An 18,200-nucleotide genomic window follows, 5' to 3' on the forward strand; every position below is an offset into this window, starting at 1 on the left:
AAGAGAAAGATAGATCGAAGATTTTCACAAAAAATATTGACATCACCAAGGTTTGTAACGTTACAATAGAGGCTGTCTAATTATCGGGAGGCCCGCTTCGGGCGCCCGAGGCGCCAATAGGCACTAAACGGGAGGAATATCGATGTCATTGAAGTCTTTGAAGCTGGGCGTCGCAGCCCTGGCGATGAGCACAAGCCTGGCGGCTGCCAGCGAGGTGGAGGTCTTGCACTGGTGGACGTCCGGTGGCGAGGCGGCAGCGCTGAACGTGCTGAAGCAAGACCTTGAGGGTCAAGGCATTGGCTGGCAAGACATGCCGGTGGCTGGAGGCGGCGGTACCCAAGCCATGACTGTGCTGCGTGCCCGTGTTACCTCAGGTAACCCGCCGACCGCGGTGCAGATGCTTGGGTTCGACATTCTCGACTGGGCGAAAGAGGGCGCTCTGGCGGATTTGAACATTCAGGCTGGCCTGGAAGGCTGGGACGATGTGGTGCCGGAAGCTCTGCAGGCATTTGCAAAACATGACGGCAAATGGGTCTCTGCACCGGTGAATGTGCACTCCACCAACTGGGTGTGGGCCAACAAGGCAGTTCTGGACGAACTCGGTATTGCCGTGCCGACAACCTGGGACGAGTTCGTGGCTGCACTGGAAAAAGTGAAGGCTGCAGGCAAAACACCGATCGCCCATGGTGGTCAGGCCTGGCAGGACGCCACTGTTTTTGACGCCGTTGCCATGTCAACCGGCGGGCCGGACTTCTATAAGGCTGCTTTCATCGATCTTGATGAAGACGCGCTTGGCTCCGACACGATGAAAGAAGCCTTCGATCGTATGGCTGTCATCCGCTCCCATGTGGACGACAATTTCTCCGGCCGTGACTGGAACCTGGCAACGGCTATGGTCATCAACGGCGATGCTGCTTTCCAGATGATGGGTGACTGGGCGAAGGGTGAATTCCTGAATGCCGACAAGGTTCCGGATCAGGACTTCCTGTGCTTCCGTTTCCCAGGCACACAGGACCAGGTGACCTTCAACGCCGACCAGTTCGCAATGTTCTCGCAGGGCTCTGAAGTTGGCAAAGAACAGGCCGCGCTGGCGACCGCGATTCTTTCACCAACCTTCCAGTCCGCGTTCAACGTGGTCAAAGGTTCTGTGCCGGCACGTACGGATGTGTCCGACGAAGCATTTGATGCGTGTGGCAAGAAGGGCATGGCTGATCTGAAGAAGGCTGCAGGAAGTGGCAACCTCTATGGCTCCATGGCTCATGGTCATGCCAATCCGGCATCGGTCAAGAACGCCATGTATGACGTCATCACCGCACACTTCAACGGCGAATACGACAGCGCAACTGCTGTCGATGAGCTGGTGACGGCTGTTCAGATCAACAAGTAATCCACTAAGGGGGCGGCGGTTTGCTGCCGCTCCCTCAACTCCTGGCGACAGAATATGTCTATCTCTGAAACGGCGAGCCCGCGCGGTTCTGTTGTTGACAGATTGCGTGATGCCTTGCCCAAACTCGTGTTGAGTCCGACGGTCGCCATTGTTGCGATCTTCGTCTACGGCTTTATCTTCTTCACGCTGTATCTGTCCTTTACCGACAGCCGCATCCTGCCCTCCTTCGGATGGGTTGGCTGGCAGAACTTTGAAAACCTGTTCAAGATCCGCGCGTGGGACATTGCCGTTTCCAACTTGGTGGTCTTCGGCTTTCTCTACATAACCATCTGCTGCGCGCTTGGTTTGCTCCTGGCGATCCTTTTGGACCAGCGGATCCGAGCCGAAGGTTTTATCCGTACAATTTACCTCTATCCGATGGCGCTCAGCTTTATCGTCACCGGTATTGCCTGGAAGTGGTTTCTGGATCCGGGCATCGGCATTGAAGCGGTGGTTCGCGGCTGGGGCTGGGAAACCTTTACCTTCAACTGGATCAAAGACCGGGAGATGGCGATCTACACCATCGTCATTGCTGCGGTCTGGCAGACGTCCGGGTTCGTTATGGCGATGTTCCTAGCTGGCTTGCGCGGGATCGACAGCGAGATGATGAAGGCAGCGCAAATCGATGGCGCGTCCACCTTCGCTCTCTACCGCCGGATCGTCATTCCGCAGTTGCGCCCGGCCTTCATGTCCGCTTTTGTTGTGCTCGCACATATGGCGATTAAGTCTTACGACTTGGTCATCGCCCTGACCGGCGGCGGCCCTGGAACAGCCACCGAACTGCCTGCGACCTTCATGTACTCCTATACGTTCACCCGAAATCAGATGGGGATTGGTGCGGCATCGGCCGTGATCATGCTGATGACCATCGCTGCGATCATCGTGCCGTATCTGTGGTCTGAACTAAGGGAGAAAAAGTGATGGCGAGCGCGACCAAATCCTCTTCTCTTGGCGTGGGCCGCATTGTTCTTTATGCGCTGCTGGTTCTGTTCTGCCTGTATTACCTGCTGCCGCTCTATGTGATGGTGGTGAACTCGCTGAAACCACTGTCTGAAATCACTGCCGGTGGCATGATGGCGCTCCCCGGAGAATGGACCATTGCACCGTGGTCGAGCGCGTGGTCGAGTGCACAGGTGGGTGTCGAAGCAACGGGTCTGCGGCCCTACTTCCTCAATTCCATCATCATGGTCGTCCCGGCCGTCGCTCTGTCGACCTTGGTTGGGGCATTGAACGGGTATGTTCTGACCAAGTGGGCGTTTCGCGGGTCGACCGTTCTCTTTGGCCTGCTTCTCTTCGGCTGCTTCATCCCATTCCAGATGGTGCTGATCCCGATGGCGCGCATGCTGGGCCTGATGGGCCTGGCCGGATCCGTGCCCGGATTGATCTTTGTGCACTTCGTCTACGGTATCGGTTTCTCGACGCTTTACTTCCGCAACTACTATGCGGCCTTCCCGACGGAACTCGTCCGGGCTGCCCAGATCGACGGGGCCGGTTTTTTCCGGATCTTCTGGCGCATTCTGCTGCCATCCTCCGGCCCGATCGCCGTTGTCTGCATCATCTGGCAGTTCACCAACATCTGGAACGACTTCCTGTTCGGGGCATCCTTCTCGGATTTCGACAGTCAGCCGATGACGGTCGCACTCAATAACCTGGTGCAATCCTCCACTGGGGTGAAGGAATACAACGTTCACTTTGCGGGTGCGATCATGGCCGCCCTGCCAACGCTCTTCGTTTACATCGTCGCCGGCCGCTACTTCGTCCGCGGCCTGATGGCTGGCTCAGTAAAAGGATAATCCCATGGGCTTTCTCGACATCAAACAGGCGACCAAGTCCTATGGTGCCGTTCAGGTTCTGCAAGAGACCGACATCTCCATTGAAGAAGGCGAGTTCCTGGTGCTGGTCGGCCCGTCCGGCTGCGGCAAGTCCACGCTTCTCAACATGATCGCCGGCCTGGAAGATATCACCACCGGTGAGATTGCGATCCGCGACCGCAGCATGAATGGGGTCAAGCCAGCCGACCGGAACATCGCTATGGTGTTCCAGTCTTACGCGCTCTATCCAAACATGACGGTGAAGGGGAACATCTCCTTCGGCATGGAAATGCACGGCATTGAAAAGCCGGAGCGGGAAAAGCGTATCTCGCAAGTTGCCGACCTTCTGCAGATCAGCCATTTGCTCGACCGCAAACCTGGTCAATTGTCTGGCGGTCAGCGGCAGCGTGTTGCCATGGGCCGGGCCTTGGTCCGGGAGCCGGATGTGTTCTTGTTCGATGAACCGCTGTCGAACCTTGATGCCAAATTGCGCGTCGATATGCGGACGGAAATCAAAAAGCTGCACCAAAAGCTCGGCACAACGATTGTCTACGTGACCCATGACCAGATCGAGGCGCTGACGCTGTCGACGCGGATCGCGGTCATGTTCGGCGGGTATGTCCAGCAGCTCGGCACGCCCAAGGAGATCTATGATGATCCGGCGAACATGTTCGTCGCCGGGTTCATGGGATCCCCATCCATGAATCTGTTCCCGGCCAAGGTGGTGTCAGTCGACGGCAAACCAGCCGCGGAGATTGCGCTCGCCGACGGCACGACGGCAGCGCTTCCTTTTGCCAACGACACTTTGGCGTCAAGTATTGGCCGCGACATTGTGCTTGGTCTTCGCCCCGAGGCGATCACCGACAAGGATGGCGCCGACCGTAATTCTAAGGCCGTTCACCTGGTTGAAGCACCTGTCGAGGTCACCGAACCTGCCGGGTCTGACACGTTTGTTGTCACGCAGATCGGCGGCAAAGATGTCACCGGTCGTTTCCGGGCTGATGTCTCCGTTAGTGCGGGAGAAAGCTTCCCCTTTGCCTTTAACATGGACAAGGCGGTTGCGTTCGATCCGCAAACGGAAGACCGGATTCGATAACACCTTTGGAAAGCGCGGCAATGCGTCCGCGCTTTTCTTTTGACACAAAATTGGAACGTTCCATAAACTGAAGTTGAGCGAATTGGGCGGGTAGAAAATGTCTCCGGATGTGGTGATCATTGGCAGCGGTATGGGGGGAGCAAGCCTGGCGGCAGGCCTTGCGCCATCCGGTGCGCGGATCACGATTTTGGAGCGGGGCACTCAAATTCCGGATGATGCGCCGGCCCGTGATCCCTGGCGGATTTACACCAACAGCGCCTTCCGCTCCAAAGAGACCTGGCTGGATGGGACTGGCACGGAGTTTGAACCGGGAAACTACTACAACGTCGGTGGCAACTCGAAGCTCTACGGCGCTGTGCTGATCCGCTACCGGGAAGAAGATTTCAGCGAATTGGAACATGAAGACGGGATCTCCCCGGACTGGCCGATCAGCTATGAAGACCTCGCTCCCTGGTATGAAAAAGCCGAACACCTCTACAACGTCCGGGGTGATGTGACATCTGACGTCAGCGAACCGCAGCACGAGGGACCCTATCCATATCCTCCTGTGCCGGACGAACCAGCCATTCAGATTGCGCGGCAACGGCTGACCGAAGCAGGCGTAAAGCCCTTTACCTTACCGCTGGGTGTCGACATTGATAGGTGGCTAGCCGCAGGCAAGACCGGTTGGGATGGCTATCCGGACCAGCGCTGCGGCAAGATGGACGCCGAGACCTGTGGTCTCTCTGCGGCCATGCAACATGACAACGTCGACCTGATCACAGGCGCAGAAGTTACGTTGCTTCAGGCTGATCCCAAAACCCGGCGTATCACGTCCGTCACTTATCGAAAGGACGGTGAGGAACACCAGCTAAACCCAGCTGTTGTCGTTGTCTGTGCCGGGGCGGTCCAATCGGCGGTATTATTATTGCGGTCAGGTCTCGCCAACAGTTCGGACTATGTTGGCCGCTGTTTCATGAACCACAACGCAACCGCGATCATCGCCATTGATCCCCGGTTTCACAACGATTCCGTCTACCAAAAGACTTTTGGGATCAACGACTGGTATCTTTCAGACGGAGATGGCGGCAAACCGCTCGGCAACGTCCAGCTGCTTGGCCGGGTGACACCGGACATCTTGAAAATCCAGGTGCCGCAGCTGCCCAAATTCCTTGCCAAATGGATGTCGGATCATGCGCTGGATCTTTACCTGATTTCAGAAGACCTGCCGGATCCAGAGAGCCGGGTGGTATTGAAAGACAACCAGATCCAACTCCGCTGGCAGCGCTCGAACATGACAGCGCATCAAAAGCTGGTCGGCAAAACCAAACGCACGCTCCGCAAGGCTGGATTCCCGATAGTCCTATCCAGGCTCTTTGACGGCCGGGTGCCGTCGCATCAATGCGGCACGCTCCGCATGGGCAGCGACCCCAAGACCTCGGTGTTCGACCCGGATTGCCGGTCCTGGGACCACCCCAATCTTTATGTAAGCGATGCCGCGGCCCTACCGACATCGGCTGCGGTAAATCCTGCGCTGACTGTCGCAGCGCTTGCCCTTCGAACAGCAGATACAATTCGCAAGGAGTTGGCCCAATGAGCAAGATCGCCCTTGTCACGGGTGGCCAGAGAGGGATTGGGTTTGGCATTTCCCAAGCGCTGATTGCTGCTGGCTACAAGGTGGCTATTCTCGCCCAGCTTGACCCAATTGAGTCTGAGGTTGCTGAGGCCTTGAAAGTCTTGGGACATGACGCGGCGTATTATTGCCATGACCTTCAAAATATCGACGGCCACGCCGCAGCGCTGGACCGGATCGAACAGGATCTCGGCCCAATTACCACATTTGTGTCCAATGCGGGCGTTCCTGCAAAAATCCGTGGTGACATGCTCAATCTTCATCCCGACAGCTTCGACTTCGTCATGGGGGTCAACCTGCGTGGTGCGTTTTTCCTCGCCCAGGATGTCGCCCGGCGCTTGTTGTCCCGCCCAGAATGCACTGTTTACAGGTCGATGATCTTCATCACCTCGGTTAGTGCCGAAATGGTGTCTATAGAACGGGCTGAATACTGCATGTCGAAGGCGGGAGCGGCGATGATGGCAAAGCTGTTCACCGTGCGTCTGGCACCACACGGCATTGGCGTTTTCGAAATTCAGCCGGGCATCATTGAAACGCCGCTGACGGCTGGAGTGAAAGACCAATACACGAAGCGTATCGCGGATGGGCTTGTCCCGGCTGAACGCTGGGGCCAGCCCGGCGATATTGCGGACACCTTGGTTCCGCTGGCTGAGGGCAAGATGGCGTTTGCTACCGGCTCAACCCTTGCCGTCGACGGCGGCCTGTCGATTTCGCGTCTTTGAGAGACTGTTATGACCCAAGGCTATGATTTCATCATTATCGGTGGCGGCAGTGCCGGTTCAGTGGTTGCGGCCCGGTTGAGCGAGAACCTGGATATCCAGGTTTTGCTTTTGGAAGCCGGCGGCCGTGATTGGCATCCGTTTTACCATCTGCCTGCCGGCTTTGCGAAGATGACCAAGGGCATCGGCTCCTGGGGCTGGCATACAGTTCCGCAAAAGCACATGCAGGACCGGGTGTTCCGCTACACCCAAGCCAAGGTGATTGGCGGTGGGTCGGCGATCAATGCCCAGATCTATACCCGCGGTAATGCGCAGGATTATGATGAGTGGCGGCAGCTCGGCTGCGAGGGGTGGGGCTATGAAGATGTTCTGCCCTATTACAGAAAGGCCGAAGACAACGACACCTATGACAATAGATATCATGGCAAGGGCGGTCCGCTGGGTGTTTCCAAACCCTGCGCGCCATTGCCGATCTGTGAGGCCTATTTCGAAGCTGCTGCTGCGCTCGGCATTCCGAAAAACGAGGATGTCACCGGTGAGAAACAGGATGGCGTTGCCTTTTATCAGCTAACCCAGCGCAACGCGCGCCGCTCGTCAGCCGCCATGGCCTATTTGGCGCCCAACCGGTCCCGGCCAAACCTCCACGTCAGAACCGGAGCCAATGTCCGCAGGATCACCGTTGAAAACGGTAAGGCAAAGGGCGTTGAGCTGCTGAATGGCGAGCGCCTGAGAGCCGCATCAGAAGTCATTCTGTCGTCCGGATCGATTGGCTCACCGCGCCTTTTGCAACTCTCCGGGATCGGCCCGGGCGACGAGCTTCAAAAGCTTGGCATTGATGTGGTTTTGGACCAACCGAATGTCGGCGCCAACTTGCAGGACCATCTGGATCTTTATTGCATTTGTGAAGTCAGCGGACCACACACCTATGACCGCTTTGCCAAACCGCATTTGTCGGTGTTTGCTGGTTTGCAATACATCTTCACCCGCCGGGGTCCGGTCTCTTCCAGCCTCTTTGAAACAGGTGGCTTCTGGTATGCCGATCCGGACGCCCGGTCGCCGGACTTGCAGTTTCATTTAGGACTTGGCACCGGGATCGAATCCGGGGTTGCTGCGATGCCGGATGGTGGTGTGACGCTGAATTCCTGTTATCTGCGTCCGCGCTCACGTGGTTCCGTGCGCTTGCAAAGTGCCGACCCATCTGTAGCGCCGTTGATCGATCCGAACTACCTGCAAGACCCGCGCGATAAAGAAATGTCGATCCGCGGGTTGAAGCTGACCCAGGAAATCATGGCGCAAACGCCCTTGAAGCCTTTCATCAAAGCGCAGCGATTGCCCGGGCCGGAAGTTCAAACAGACGAAGACTACTTCCAGTTCATTTGCGAGCACTCCAAGACATCCCACCACCCAGCGGGCACCTGCCGGATGGGCGTGGATGAGGGCGCCGTTGTCGATCCGAGGCTCCGTTTCAACGGGATTGATGGGCTGCGCGTCGTTGATGCCTCCATCATGCCGAATGTCATCTCCTCAAACACCAATGCTGCAGCCATCATGATCGGCGAAAAAGCCTCCGACATGATCCGCGAAGACCACGGGACAAAATCATGATCCGCCACATAGTTTTGATCAAATTCGAACCAAGCGTCTCGGAAGGCACCATCAGCGCGCTCTTTGAAGAACTTCGTGAGATTGAAACGCACATTCCGGGCATTCTCGATATCAAATCCGGCCGTAGCGAAAGCCCGGAAAGAATTGAACGCGGCTATATGCATGGGTTTACGGTCGATTTTCAGGATTGGGCCGCGCTGGAGGCCTATCAGCAGCACCCAGCGCACAAGGCGCTTGGTGCCCAGTTGGTCGCCAACGCCATCGGTGGCCTCGACGGCATTCTGGTTCTCGATATTCCTGTAACCGATTAAGCGCTCTACGCTTTTCTGGAGTTGTTCATGTTGAAACTGCCTACCTACTCGAACACGCTTGAGGACTACAGCCTTTCCGGAAATGCGCTGACACCGCGTGCTCCGCGCACGCCCCTGACACGGACAGCCTTCGCTGCGGCCCATGTGGTGTCCGACCCACTTGCCGAGCGGGATCCCTGGGACGGTCGGCCAGCTGTTGATTGGGAAAATACACTTCGGTTTCGCCACTGGCTTTGGGACCAAGGGCTCGGTCTGGCCGAAGCCATGGACACCGCACAAAGGGGCATGGGGGTGGATTGGCTGACAGCCAAGGAACTCATTGAGCGGACCATGGCTGAGGCAAAAGCCCACCCATTGAAACCACGTGTCGCTTGTGGAGCTGGGACCGACCAGAAAGCTCTGTCCGACCTTAAAACCCCTGCAGACATTGTCAGCGCCTATTCAGAACAGATGGAGGCGATTGAGGCGGCCGGCGGTCAGGTAATCCTGATGGCATCGAAAGCTTTTCCGGCCATTGGCGCGGCGGCTGATGACTATGCTTGGATCTATGGCGAGCTGCTGGAGCAGGCGGCAGGCCCTGTCATCCTCCATTGGCTTGGCGACATGTTTGATCCGGCCCTGACAGGCTATTGGGGCTCGACCGATGTTGGCGAAGCGTCTGAGGCGGTGCTCACCATCATCAACGCCCATGAAACCAAGATTGACGGCATCAAGATTTCACTGCTCGACAAGGCCCATGAAGAACAGTTCCGGGCCCGGCTTCCGGAGAGTGTCCGGCTCTACACCGGTGATGATTTCAATTATGCGGATCTAATCGAAGGCGACGGAACCCGGTATTCCCACGCTCTTCTTGGAGCATTTGCGGCAATAGCGCCGGTTGCCAGCCAGGCACTGGAAGCACTGGCCGAAAATGATCTGGAAACCTACCACGATCTCTTTGCACCGACTGTGCCGCTTAGCCGGGAGATTTTTAAGGCGCCAACCCGCTTTTATAAGGCGGGGATTGCTTTCCTGGCCTGGCTCAATGATGCGCAAAGCCACTTCATCATGCCCGGTGGGTTTCAGTCGTCCCGCGAAATCGTGCATTACGCGAAAGTTTTCAGGCTTGCAGATCAGGCGCGATTGTTGTCAAAGCCAGACATTGCCGTTGAACGCATGACGTTGTTGTTGCGGTTGCACGGCCTGGGGTGAGCTGGATCGGGGAGAGAATGAAGAAGAGACCGACCATATTGGATGTGGCCAAGAAGGCTGGCGTGTCCAAGTCAACGGTATCACTCGTTCTCCAGAATTCTCCGTCGGTCAAAATAGCCACCCGGGAGACGGTCAACGAGGCGATCAAAGACCTCGGGTATGTCTACAACCGATCCGCTGCCGGACTGCGCGGGGCGGCTTCTGGCCTGATTGGCCTGATCATCAATGATCTGCGCAACCCGTTCTTCACCGAATTCGCCGCGAGCGCCCAGATGGAATTTGCCCGCAAAGGCTATGCCACGGTGATCGCGAACACCGATGAAGATCCGGAAATTCAGGCTCAAGTCATTGAATCCATGATCGAACACGGGGTTTCGGCCTTTGTCATTTCCCCGACCTATGGCGAGGATACCTCTGCCTTCGACCGGATCCAGCGCGCCAATATTCCAACGATGCAAGTGTTGCGTCAGACCGATAAAAGAACGGATCTCTTTCCCTTTGCGTCCCACAATTATGCCGCTGGTGGTGTTCTGGCGACAGAACACTTGATTGGTCTTGGGTGCCGGAAGATCGCATTTGTCGGTGGTTTGGAAAATCGCCCGATCACTTTGGAGCGGATGACCGGATATTCAGAGGTGATGGCAGCCCGGGGATTGCAGGTAACCGCGTTTCATGACCGCCCGTCGCGAGCTTTTGGGCGGGAGATCGCTCTACGCATCGCCGCCGAACATCCCGGCATTGATGGTGCGGTCTGTTTCAGCGATCTGGTCGCACTCGGCATGTTGTCTGGCTTTGCGGAGGCTGACATCCGGACTGGAGAGGACATCCGGATTGTCGGATTTGATGACATTGAAGAAAGTTGCTTGGCCTATCCGGGCTTGAGCTCCGTGCGCTGTGATACCGCGTCCTTCGGCAAAAAAGCTGCCGAGGCTATGCTTGCCTGGATCGTGGACGGCACACGCCCGCCCGATACCCAGCGCTATGATGTTGAACTGATCGCACGCCAATCCAGCACTGGTTTGAAGCGGCCGTGATCGGACCGTAAAAGAATTAAAATGGCTTCTTGCCGCATCCGGCATTGAGACGGTATCTGTCATGCAAACGGCAAGCCTTATACATTGCGGCAGGTTCTAACATCCTGGAAATCCGGCTGAAGATTTGATACCGGCTTGCAAGCAGGTCTCATGAGACCAGGAAACTGAGGCATACTCATAAAAATCTGAACAAATGGCCGGTGTTTCGGCTGCCGAGATGCTGGAAATGGATGACCATGATCGAGACACCCTATTACCTGATCGACAAAGCGGGTCTGCTCCGCAATCTGGAAAAAATCGCCTACGTCAGGGAGCGCTCGGGAGCCAAGGCACTGCTTGCGCTGAAATGCTTCGCCACATGGTGCGTCTTTGATTTCATGCGCGACTATATGGATGGCACGACGTCGTCATCGCTGAATGAGGTTCGTCTGGGGCACGAGCGCTTCGGCAAAGAGACACATGCCTATTCGGTCGCCTATGCCGACTACGAGATCGACGAAGTGATTTCCCACGCGGATAAGATCATTTTCAATTCGATCAGCCAGCTGGAGCGGTTTGCCGATAAAGCGTCGGGCATCGTTCGCGGCCTGCGCCTCAATCCGCAGACCTCCTCGTCCAGTTTCGATCTTGCCGATCCGGCCCGCCCGTTTTCGCGGCTTGGCGAATGGGACGTTGCGAAGGTTGAAAAGGTCATGGACCGGATCAGCGGCTTCATGATCCACAACAACTGCGAAAACGACGATTTTTCTCTGTTTGACCGCATGCTTGGCGAGATCGAAGAGAAATTCGGCACGCTGCTTGCGCGCGTGGAGTGGGTCAGCCTTGGTGGTGGTATCCATTTTACCGGCGAAAACTATCCGCTGGATCTTTTCGCCGACCGCCTCAAGGCTTTTTCCGAAAAATACGGTGTTCAGGTCTATCTGGAGCCGGGAGAGGCATCGATCACCAACTCGACCACGCTGGAAACCACAGTGCTCGACACGCTGTTCAATGGCAAGAACCTCGCCATTGTCGATGCATCCATCGAAGCGCACATGCTGGATCTGCTGATCTACAGGGAAAACGCGAAAGTGGCGCCGGATCAAGGAGATCATCCTTATATGATTTGCGGCAAATCCTGTCTTGCCGGCGACATTTTTGGCGAATTCAGATTTCCAAACGCACTGAAAGCCGGTGACCGTGTTTCCATTCAGGACGCAGCCGGATACACGATGGTCAAGAAGAACTGGTTCAACGGCGTGAAAATGCCTGCGATTGCCATGAAGGAATTGGATGGCACGGTCGTCCCGGTTCGCGAATTCACCTATCAGGATTATGAACAAAGTCTCTCTTGAGACCTGACACGCACACAGCTCACGTTCCAAGGAAGGTAGAGGAACACATGAAAAAGAATGTTCTCATCGTCGGCGCCGGCGGCGTTGCCCAGGTCGTGGCGCATAAATGCGCGCAGAACAACGATGTTTTGGGCGACATAAACATCGCATCGCGGACCAAATCCAAATGCGATGACATCATTGCCTCTGTGAATAAAAAGAATGCCTTGAAACAGCCGGGGGTGCTGGAAGGGCATGAGCTCAACGCGCTTGATATTGACGCGACGGCTGACCTGATCCGCAAGACGAAGTCTGAAATCGTCATCAACGTCGGAACGGCGTTCTTGAACATGTCCGTCTTGAGCGCCTGTTTGAAAACGGGTGTGGCCTATATCGACACAGCCATTCACGAAGAGCCGGGCAAGATTTGTGAGACACCGCCTTGGTACGGAAATTACGAGTGGAAGCGGGCAGACGAGTGCGAAAAAGCCGGTGTGACCGCCGTCCTCGGGGCCGGGTTCGATCCTGGCGTTGTCAATGCCTATGCCCGGCTTGCAAAAGACGATTATCTCGACAAGGTGACTGAGGTCGATATCGTCGACATCAATGCAGGCAGCCACCAGCAGTATTTCGCGACCAATTTTGATCCGGAAATCAATTTCCGCGAGTTCACCGGTACGGTGTATTCTTGGCAGAAAGGCGCGTGGCAGTCGAACAAGATGTTCGAAATTGGCAAAGAGTATGATTTGCCGGTTGTCGGTAAGCGCATGGCCTATCTTTGCGGCCACGATGAAGTGCATTCGCTGGCCAAAAACATGGATGGGGCCGATGTCCGTTTTTGGATGGGCTTTGGCGAGCATTACATCAACGTCTTCACCGTTTTGAAGAACATCGGCCTTTTGTCGGAACAGCCGGTCACCACGGCTGAAGGGCTCGAAGTCGTGCCGCTTAAAGTGGTCAAGGCCTGCCTGCCGGATCCGTCCTCACTGGCGCCGGAATACGAAGGCAAGACGTGTATCGGCGATTTTGTGAAGGGCATCAAAGACGGCAAGGACCACGAAGTCTTCATATATAACGTGGCCGATCATGCTGAAGCTTATGCAGAAGTCGGCAGCCAGGGCATTTCCTATACCGCAGGTGTGCCGCCGGTCGCCGCGGCCATGCTGATCGCAACGGGCGAGTGGGACGTGAAGAAGATGGTCAATGTGGAAGAGCTGCCGCCACACCCGTTCCTCGGCATTTTGAACCGGATCGGTTTGCCAACGCGGATCAAGGACGCAAACGGCGACCGCGCGATCGAGTTCTAAGTGCGGGCTTGAGATTAAACGAAAAAACCGGCGGTGCGGAGTGATCCGTACAGCCGGTTTTTCGGGCGAATAGCACATATTATATTGAGACTTTTGCCGTGATTCCGAACATGCGCGGCGCAATCATCCCTCCGATGTTGGCCACATTCTGCTGGGTCTCCAGGAAAGCAGAATGGGCTTATCAAACATGTCGGTCACGCAGTCATGAATCAGGAATTTGTCATCACTATAGGACACCGTGAGGACTTTGGAGATCGGCCATTAACGACCCAATCCGTTAACCCCGTGCTTGCCAGAGCGCCGTTTTGAATAGAAAAATTCACTGAGATTATCTATAAGTCATTGAAATTATTTATGATTTCGACATAGTTCGAACCTGAGCCCCTCAGATTAAGAAGCTGTTGTATGTGGGTATGGCATTATATAAGACAGCAAGACTTGCCTATCTCATGATAGATCAATTTCGGCATGTCCGACTTTGGACAACCCAGTTTGCAACCATCCGGGGTTTCAACATGCGGGTGCTGTGTGATGAAGAGCGCATCCGCGCTGAAGGGCAACAGCTTTAGCTCCGGCTGGGCTACCGATGGGGACACCCGGCACCAGGTTCGACCGGGTTCTCCCTCGCCGGTAACGGAACCATCGCCCGCAAGGACGGTGTGAAAATCTCTGCGTGCGAGATGTCACAGACACCTCACTCAAAACTACCATACACCGGCCTTTGCCGGCATCCCGCACACCTCTCATCACTCCAAGGCAAACACCCCGTGGACGGGGTGGGGCTGGACACCTTTCCTCCCCTTGTCATGGCGAGGTGGTTCTACGCGGCTTGGCCGAACCTCTCTCTCCCTTAGGGAAAGGGGCAACGGCGTCTTTTGCCGTTACGGCTCGCACCAGGCTTTCCCCCTCATCCGCCGCTTCGCGACACCTACTCCCCAAGGGAGAAGGACGTTCGACGTCATCCCGGCGGAGGCTGGGGTCTCGATCGAAAGGGCGGTTAGCGCGCAGCTAAACGACACCCTCCCCATCATCACTAACCGCCCACTCCCTCAGCGGCCCGATCCGCCGCGTCTCCTGCGTAATTGATTAAAATCTGGGTCGAATTCGCCTCAAAACCACACCGCTAGTTTATCGGACTGGCAAGACATCCCTGCTTTCATGGCCCATGGATGCACCAGAGGACCGGCTGCTATGGGCGCCGGCAGGAGAGGTGAAACATGTCCAGTGACGACAGGGCAGGACCAGCCGCACAAGTGGTGGTTTTTGCTTCGCAAAAGGGCGGATCGGGCAAGACCACGGTCTCGGCCCACATGGCGCTGGAAGCCGAACGGGCCGGCTACGGCCCGGTGGCGCTGATCGATACCGACCCGCAGGGCTCGATGGCCAAATGGTGGAATGCCCGGGCCAGCGCCACCCCGGCCTTTGCCCAGATTTCCGTACCCGATCTGGCCCGCGACATCGCGGTGCTGGAGGAGGCCGGCTACCGGCTGATCGTTATCGATACGCCGCCGGCGGTGACCTCGACCATCGCCGAAGTGATCACCCATGCTGATCTGGTGGTGATCCCGACCCGGCCCAGCCCGCACGATCTGCGGGCGGTGGGCCCGACGGTGGATATCGTCCAGATGCAAAGCAAGCCGCTGGTATTTGTTGTCAATTCGGCTACGGCCCGAGCCCGGATTACCGGCGAGACGGCGGTGGCCCTGTCCCAGCACGGCACCGTAGCGCCGGTCACCCTGCACCACCGGGTCGATTTCGCCGCCTCGATGATCGATGGCCGCACCGTGGGCGAGGTCAATCCCGATAGCCGTTCAGCGGTGGAGACCGCCCGGTTGTGGGCCTATTTCCAGGACCGGCTGATGCGGATGCAGGGCGACCGGCTGGACCTGATCGGCCGGCCGCCACGGCGCACCTTCGAGGATGATATTCTCAGCCCGGCCACGGCCGGAATGTCGTCCCATGCCGAGGATGAGGACGAGATCCCGCTGGAAGACCGGCCCGGCTATGCCCTGCCGGGCCTGGCGCCGCGCTTAGGCACCGGCGCCGGTGTTGCAGTCACCGAGCCCGGTCCGCCTGCCGAGGCGGTGAATTCCAACTGGGACGGGGTGGAGCGCCGGCGCGCCGATACGGGTCCGCCACGCGGCCAGCCCGATCGCCGCCGCTCCCATCAACCCTTCGGCCGCCGGCATCTTGCATAAGGAGACCGATACTATGAGCCGCTACGCCAGTCTTCATGCCGGGCTTCTGGCCCGCAAGGGCGAGGCCTCGCCCGCTCTGCCCTCGGCCTTTGCCGGTGCCAACTATGTCGATGCACCCGCGCCGGAACCACCGGGTCCGGGCGAACGCCGCGACGCCACCGGTGCCGACCTGCCGGCCCGGGCCGTCCTGCTGCGAAAAGCCCCCGCGATCGATGCGGCCAAAGTCCCCGCCCGTGAACCTGCACAAGCCACACCGGTTGCGGAGCCCCTACCAGCGGACGCCGCCGCCGGCGGCTGTTGCCAAGCCGCTGGGGTGATATGGCCCGCCGATCCCCATGCCGGCATCGACCGCCTGCACCGGGTCGAAGCGCGGCTGACGGCGGAGCAGAAGCGCCGGCTTCTGACCGTCGCCGTGCAGAGCGGGCACAGTCAGCAGCGCATCCTGTCCGATGCGCTCGACGCCTGGCTGGACGCGCTGTGCGCCGGAGACATGCAGGGATGCGCCTGTCTGAAAGCCCGCGTGCCAGCGTCACGGTGATAACATCCGTCAACTCGGATGAGGCCTTACGCAACCAACCCGCATGGCCGGCATGCAAATCCAGAACGCAAACGCGGCCTGCTCGCCACATTACGGGCACGATTAACCTTACGGGGACGCCTCCCGACCTAGCCGGTAAAGGGGAGGACCGGCTGTGGTGCGAGCCCATTCAATGCAAGGTTTCGACCTCTGTTTCGGGGGCGGCATTCTTGATATGCGGACTGAAGGCGAGCGAACGGCTGCTGCCGGGCGGGATCCGGGCCGGGCCGGGCTGCGCTGAACCATCGATAATGCTGCCCTGATCTGAACGGGTAGTACAGCTGGCCATCAGACAGCTCATACTTTTAAGTCCGATGTCTCACCGTCCTTCTCGCGGCAGGTATAGCCGTTTCATTATTCCAAAGTGAAGGCTGTATGTGATTTGATGGCGGTCTGATCAAAGAATTGCTTATTGGGGGATGTGTAACCTCAAACCTGCCTTGATCCACTAATCTGCACCCCTTTTTGTTTTAGGCGGGGGTGGGAGGGGTTAGTACCAGGCGTAGTTATCATCGGTCTATGCAGATCATCGCGCCGCGAAGTTTCGAGCAGGTTGGGTGGGTTATTGTTTTGAAGATCATTGGTAGTTTGGAGCAGGCGAATAAACAAATTTGGTTTGCTGCCTATTTGCTGCCTGATCACGCCGCATTGATTTTTCTAAATGAATAAGTCATTGAAATAATTGGTGACCCCGACAGGATTCGAACCTGTGACCCTCAGATTAGGAAGCAGGGCCAGTTTGTTGATCTGACTGGAGATTTTTGCAAAACGGATTCGTTTGCACTCAAACGATATCAATACGTTAGTTCAGCGTTTACAAACTACTTCGCCAAACAATTCTGCGAGGTTTAGATGCCTCTTCTAAAGCAGAATGATATTCTTTTCGCGCACAAGGCTTTGGGGCTTATGCCTGACCTTTCTGCTGCAACACGCCGGGTCGCCGCGGCAATCATCGATCATTTCAACAAGCGGACCGGCCAATGTGATCCCAGCATCGGGAGACTCATGAAGCTTCTGAAGATCAGCCGGGCTGCTGTGATTAGGGCAACGAATGAGCTTGATGGGTTAGGCTTGATCGAAAAGAAAAGCCATGGCGGCAAATCCCACCGTACAGCTTACTTGCCCAATTGGCCCCTTTTCAGAGCTTTTGTCGGCGACTGGGATGCGGGCATGAAGGCAGGATAGGGACCAACGTACAATCTCAAAATGGTCTCAGAAATGAGACCTTCAAAGTCTCAGTCTTGCGACTTTAGGGGTCTCAAAAATGAAACCCAAACCAATCGAAAGAACTATTCAAATAAACCCATCGAACACTGCCGAGTTGATAAGCCTGGGACAAGCAATCCCGACCTGAGCAGGACGAAAGACCCCAAGGGGCTTTTGAAAAACGAACAAAAGGAAACACAGCAATTCATATCACTACCACCTCAAGGAAGACAGTCACTCACACGTTCTGAAGTTGCCAGAGATAAGGCGCAACAAAGCTGGGAAGGAGACATCATGAAGCAGCGGGAACCACAAAGGGTGGCAATTGTAGAATGGCTGACGGCGGAACGGATGGACAAGGTCACAGACGCAGAGATTGATCAACCTGGTGGAGGCTTAACGTTTATTCTGGGTGAGATGAGCCAAGGTCTAAAGCGTTTTTAAGCCCGGGTCCTTCCAAGAGATATATGGGCTTGCGGGATCATTCGCCACCGCGGGACGTGAAGCCGTACGTTGTGGGAGCGGGTGTCAGTATCATTGTCAGGGTCATGTCCAAGTCATACGGCACACCGCAGTGATGCCGCCATCACCGAAAACTATGCGGGTCCTTTCGGGACAATGTTGTCCCAGGGGGACATTTGCGACGGCAGGACATGAGCATACGCGGTGCTTACCGAACACGTTATGATGTTCTTTATGTTTATGTTTTGACTGATGCTTGAGGTGGCCAACTACCTCCGCTGGATGACAAATTCGCTCGGTGAATAAACGACGAAAAAGGGCAGGGAGCGAAC

Annotated in this window: 17 protein-coding genes; 16 read left to right on the forward strand and 1 reads right to left on the reverse strand. The window is 56.6% G+C overall.

From position 1 onward, the window contains the following. Positions 1-142: 142 nt before the first annotated feature. From ACOOFE_RS28095 to ACOOFE_RS28160, 14 genes are all read left to right on the forward strand, one after another. The gene (locus ACOOFE_RS28095) at positions 143-1,387 is read left to right on the forward strand and encodes an ABC transporter substrate-binding protein (RefSeq protein WP_141184503.1); all 1,245 of its coding nucleotides are present in this window, start codon (positions 143-145) and stop codon (positions 1,385-1,387) included. Between the two features lie 54 nt (positions 1,388-1,441). Further along, complete coding sequence (locus ACOOFE_RS28100; protein ID WP_209010933.1) at positions 1,442-2,347, forward strand: carbohydrate ABC transporter permease; 906 nt, start codon at positions 1,442-1,444, stop codon at positions 2,345-2,347. Further along, complete coding sequence (locus tag ACOOFE_RS28105; protein WP_420413068.1) at positions 2,347-3,219, forward strand: carbohydrate ABC transporter permease; 873 nt, start codon at positions 2,347-2,349, stop codon at positions 3,217-3,219. The genes ACOOFE_RS28100 and ACOOFE_RS28105 overlap by 1 nt, the downstream gene beginning before the upstream one ends. Positions 3,220-3,223: 4 nt before the next feature. Next, the gene (locus ACOOFE_RS28110; protein ID WP_420413069.1) at positions 3,224-4,333 is read left to right on the forward strand and encodes an ABC transporter ATP-binding protein; all 1,110 of its coding nucleotides are present in this window, start codon (positions 3,224-3,226) and stop codon (positions 4,331-4,333) included. A gap of 97 nt (positions 4,334-4,430) precedes the next feature. Continuing rightward, positions 4,431-5,909 (forward strand): GMC oxidoreductase, encoded by a 1,479-nt coding sequence (locus ACOOFE_RS28115; protein ID WP_420413070.1) that lies wholly within the window; start codon positions 4,431-4,433, stop codon positions 5,907-5,909. Continuing rightward, positions 5,906-6,667, forward strand: a complete 762-nt coding sequence (locus ACOOFE_RS28120; RefSeq protein ID WP_420413071.1) for a 3-ketoacyl-ACP reductase — start codon at positions 5,906-5,908, stop codon at positions 6,665-6,667. The genes ACOOFE_RS28115 and ACOOFE_RS28120 overlap by 4 nt, the downstream gene beginning before the upstream one ends. A gap of 9 nt (positions 6,668-6,676) precedes the next feature. Beyond that, positions 6,677-8,269 (forward strand): GMC family oxidoreductase, encoded by a 1,593-nt coding sequence (locus ACOOFE_RS28125; protein ID WP_420413072.1) that lies wholly within the window; start codon positions 6,677-6,679, stop codon positions 8,267-8,269. Beyond that, positions 8,266-8,580, forward strand: coding sequence for a Dabb family protein (locus ACOOFE_RS28130; RefSeq protein ID WP_420413073.1), 315 nt, complete (start codon positions 8,266-8,268; stop codon positions 8,578-8,580). The genes ACOOFE_RS28125 and ACOOFE_RS28130 overlap by 4 nt, the downstream gene beginning before the upstream one ends. A 27-nt stretch (positions 8,581-8,607) precedes the next feature. Next, positions 8,608-9,771, forward strand: a complete 1,164-nt coding sequence (locus ACOOFE_RS28135; protein ID WP_420413074.1) for a dihydrodipicolinate synthase family protein — start codon at positions 8,608-8,610, stop codon at positions 9,769-9,771. Positions 9,772-9,788: 17 nt separating this feature from the next. Beyond that, complete coding sequence (locus ACOOFE_RS28140) at positions 9,789-10,805, forward strand: LacI family DNA-binding transcriptional regulator (RefSeq protein ID WP_420413075.1); 1,017 nt, start codon at positions 9,789-9,791, stop codon at positions 10,803-10,805. A gap of 236 nt (positions 10,806-11,041) precedes the next feature. Next, complete coding sequence (locus tag ACOOFE_RS28145; protein WP_420413076.1) at positions 11,042-12,139, forward strand: carboxynorspermidine decarboxylase; 1,098 nt, start codon at positions 11,042-11,044, stop codon at positions 12,137-12,139. Positions 12,140-12,186: 47 nt separating this feature from the next. Next, positions 12,187-13,425 (forward strand): saccharopine dehydrogenase family protein, encoded by a 1,239-nt coding sequence (locus tag ACOOFE_RS28150; RefSeq protein ID WP_420413077.1) that lies wholly within the window; start codon positions 12,187-12,189, stop codon positions 13,423-13,425. 1,217 nt (positions 13,426-14,642) lie between these two features. Then, positions 14,643-15,623 carry a ParA family protein gene (locus ACOOFE_RS28155; protein ID WP_141184514.1) on the forward strand — a complete coding sequence of 327 codons (981 nt, stop codon included), beginning with the start codon at positions 14,643-14,645 and terminating at the stop codon, positions 15,621-15,623. A gap of 13 nt (positions 15,624-15,636) precedes the next feature. Beyond that, on the forward strand, positions 15,637-16,161 hold the full coding sequence (locus ACOOFE_RS28160; protein ID WP_420413078.1) for a hypothetical protein: 525 nt from the start codon (positions 15,637-15,639) through the stop codon (positions 16,159-16,161). Positions 16,162-16,330: 169 nt separating this feature from the next. On the opposite strand, the gene ACOOFE_RS28165 is transcribed toward ACOOFE_RS28160, so the two are convergent. After that, positions 16,331-16,489 carry a hypothetical protein gene (locus ACOOFE_RS28165; RefSeq protein ID WP_420413079.1) on the reverse strand — a complete coding sequence of 53 codons (159 nt, stop codon included), beginning with the start codon at positions 16,487-16,489 and terminating at the stop codon, positions 16,331-16,333. A 563-nt stretch (positions 16,490-17,052) separates the two neighbouring features. Here ACOOFE_RS28165 and ACOOFE_RS28170 point away from each other — a divergent pair. Together ACOOFE_RS28170 and ACOOFE_RS28175 are read left to right on the forward strand one after the other, a co-directional pair. Then, complete coding sequence (locus ACOOFE_RS28170) at positions 17,053-17,385, forward strand: helix-turn-helix domain-containing protein (protein ID WP_420413080.1); 333 nt, start codon at positions 17,053-17,055, stop codon at positions 17,383-17,385. 33 nt (positions 17,386-17,418) lie between these two features. Continuing rightward, a complete protein-coding gene (locus ACOOFE_RS28175) occupies positions 17,419-17,850 on the forward strand; it encodes a hypothetical protein (protein WP_420413081.1) in 432 nt (143 codons plus the stop codon). Positions 17,851-18,200: the final 350 nt, after the last annotated feature.

It is taken from the genome of Roseibium sp. (assembly GCF_965216085.1).
Classification (GTDB): Bacteria; Pseudomonadota; Alphaproteobacteria; order Rhizobiales; family Stappiaceae; genus Roseibium.

Coding starts and splice junctions, on each gene's coding strand:
- ACOOFE_RS28095 (WP_141184503.1), top strand. CDS start 143: ATGTCATTGAAGTCTTTGAAGCTGGGCGTCGCAGCCCTGGCGATGAGC.
- ACOOFE_RS28100 (WP_209010933.1), top strand. CDS start 1,442: ATGTCTATCTCTGAAACGGCGAGCCCGCGCGGTTCTGTTGTTGACAGA.
- ACOOFE_RS28105 (WP_420413068.1), top strand. CDS start 2,347: ATGGCGAGCGCGACCAAATCCTCTTCTCTTGGCGTGGGCCGCATTGTT.
- ACOOFE_RS28110 (WP_420413069.1), top strand. CDS start 3,224: ATGGGCTTTCTCGACATCAAACAGGCGACCAAGTCCTATGGTGCCGTT.
- ACOOFE_RS28115 (WP_420413070.1), top strand. CDS start 4,431: ATGTCTCCGGATGTGGTGATCATTGGCAGCGGTATGGGGGGAGCAAGC.
- ACOOFE_RS28120 (WP_420413071.1), top strand. CDS start 5,906: ATGAGCAAGATCGCCCTTGTCACGGGTGGCCAGAGAGGGATTGGGTTT.
- ACOOFE_RS28125 (WP_420413072.1), top strand. CDS start 6,677: ATGACCCAAGGCTATGATTTCATCATTATCGGTGGCGGCAGTGCCGGT.
- ACOOFE_RS28130 (WP_420413073.1), top strand. CDS start 8,266: ATGATCCGCCACATAGTTTTGATCAAATTCGAACCAAGCGTCTCGGAA.
- ACOOFE_RS28135 (WP_420413074.1), top strand. CDS start 8,608: ATGTTGAAACTGCCTACCTACTCGAACACGCTTGAGGACTACAGCCTT.
- ACOOFE_RS28140 (WP_420413075.1), top strand. CDS start 9,789: ATGAAGAAGAGACCGACCATATTGGATGTGGCCAAGAAGGCTGGCGTG.
- ACOOFE_RS28145 (WP_420413076.1), top strand. CDS start 11,042: ATGATCGAGACACCCTATTACCTGATCGACAAAGCGGGTCTGCTCCGC.
- ACOOFE_RS28150 (WP_420413077.1), top strand. CDS start 12,187: ATGAAAAAGAATGTTCTCATCGTCGGCGCCGGCGGCGTTGCCCAGGTC.
- ACOOFE_RS28155 (WP_141184514.1), top strand. CDS start 14,643: ATGTCCAGTGACGACAGGGCAGGACCAGCCGCACAAGTGGTGGTTTTT.
- ACOOFE_RS28160 (WP_420413078.1), top strand. CDS start 15,637: ATGAGCCGCTACGCCAGTCTTCATGCCGGGCTTCTGGCCCGCAAGGGC.
- ACOOFE_RS28165 (WP_420413079.1), bottom strand. CDS start 16,489: ATGGCCAGCTGTACTACCCGTTCAGATCAGGGCAGCATTATCGATGGT.
- ACOOFE_RS28170 (WP_420413080.1), top strand. CDS start 17,053: ATGCCTCTTCTAAAGCAGAATGATATTCTTTTCGCGCACAAGGCTTTG.
- ACOOFE_RS28175 (WP_420413081.1), top strand. CDS start 17,419: ATGAGACCTTCAAAGTCTCAGTCTTGCGACTTTAGGGGTCTCAAAAAT.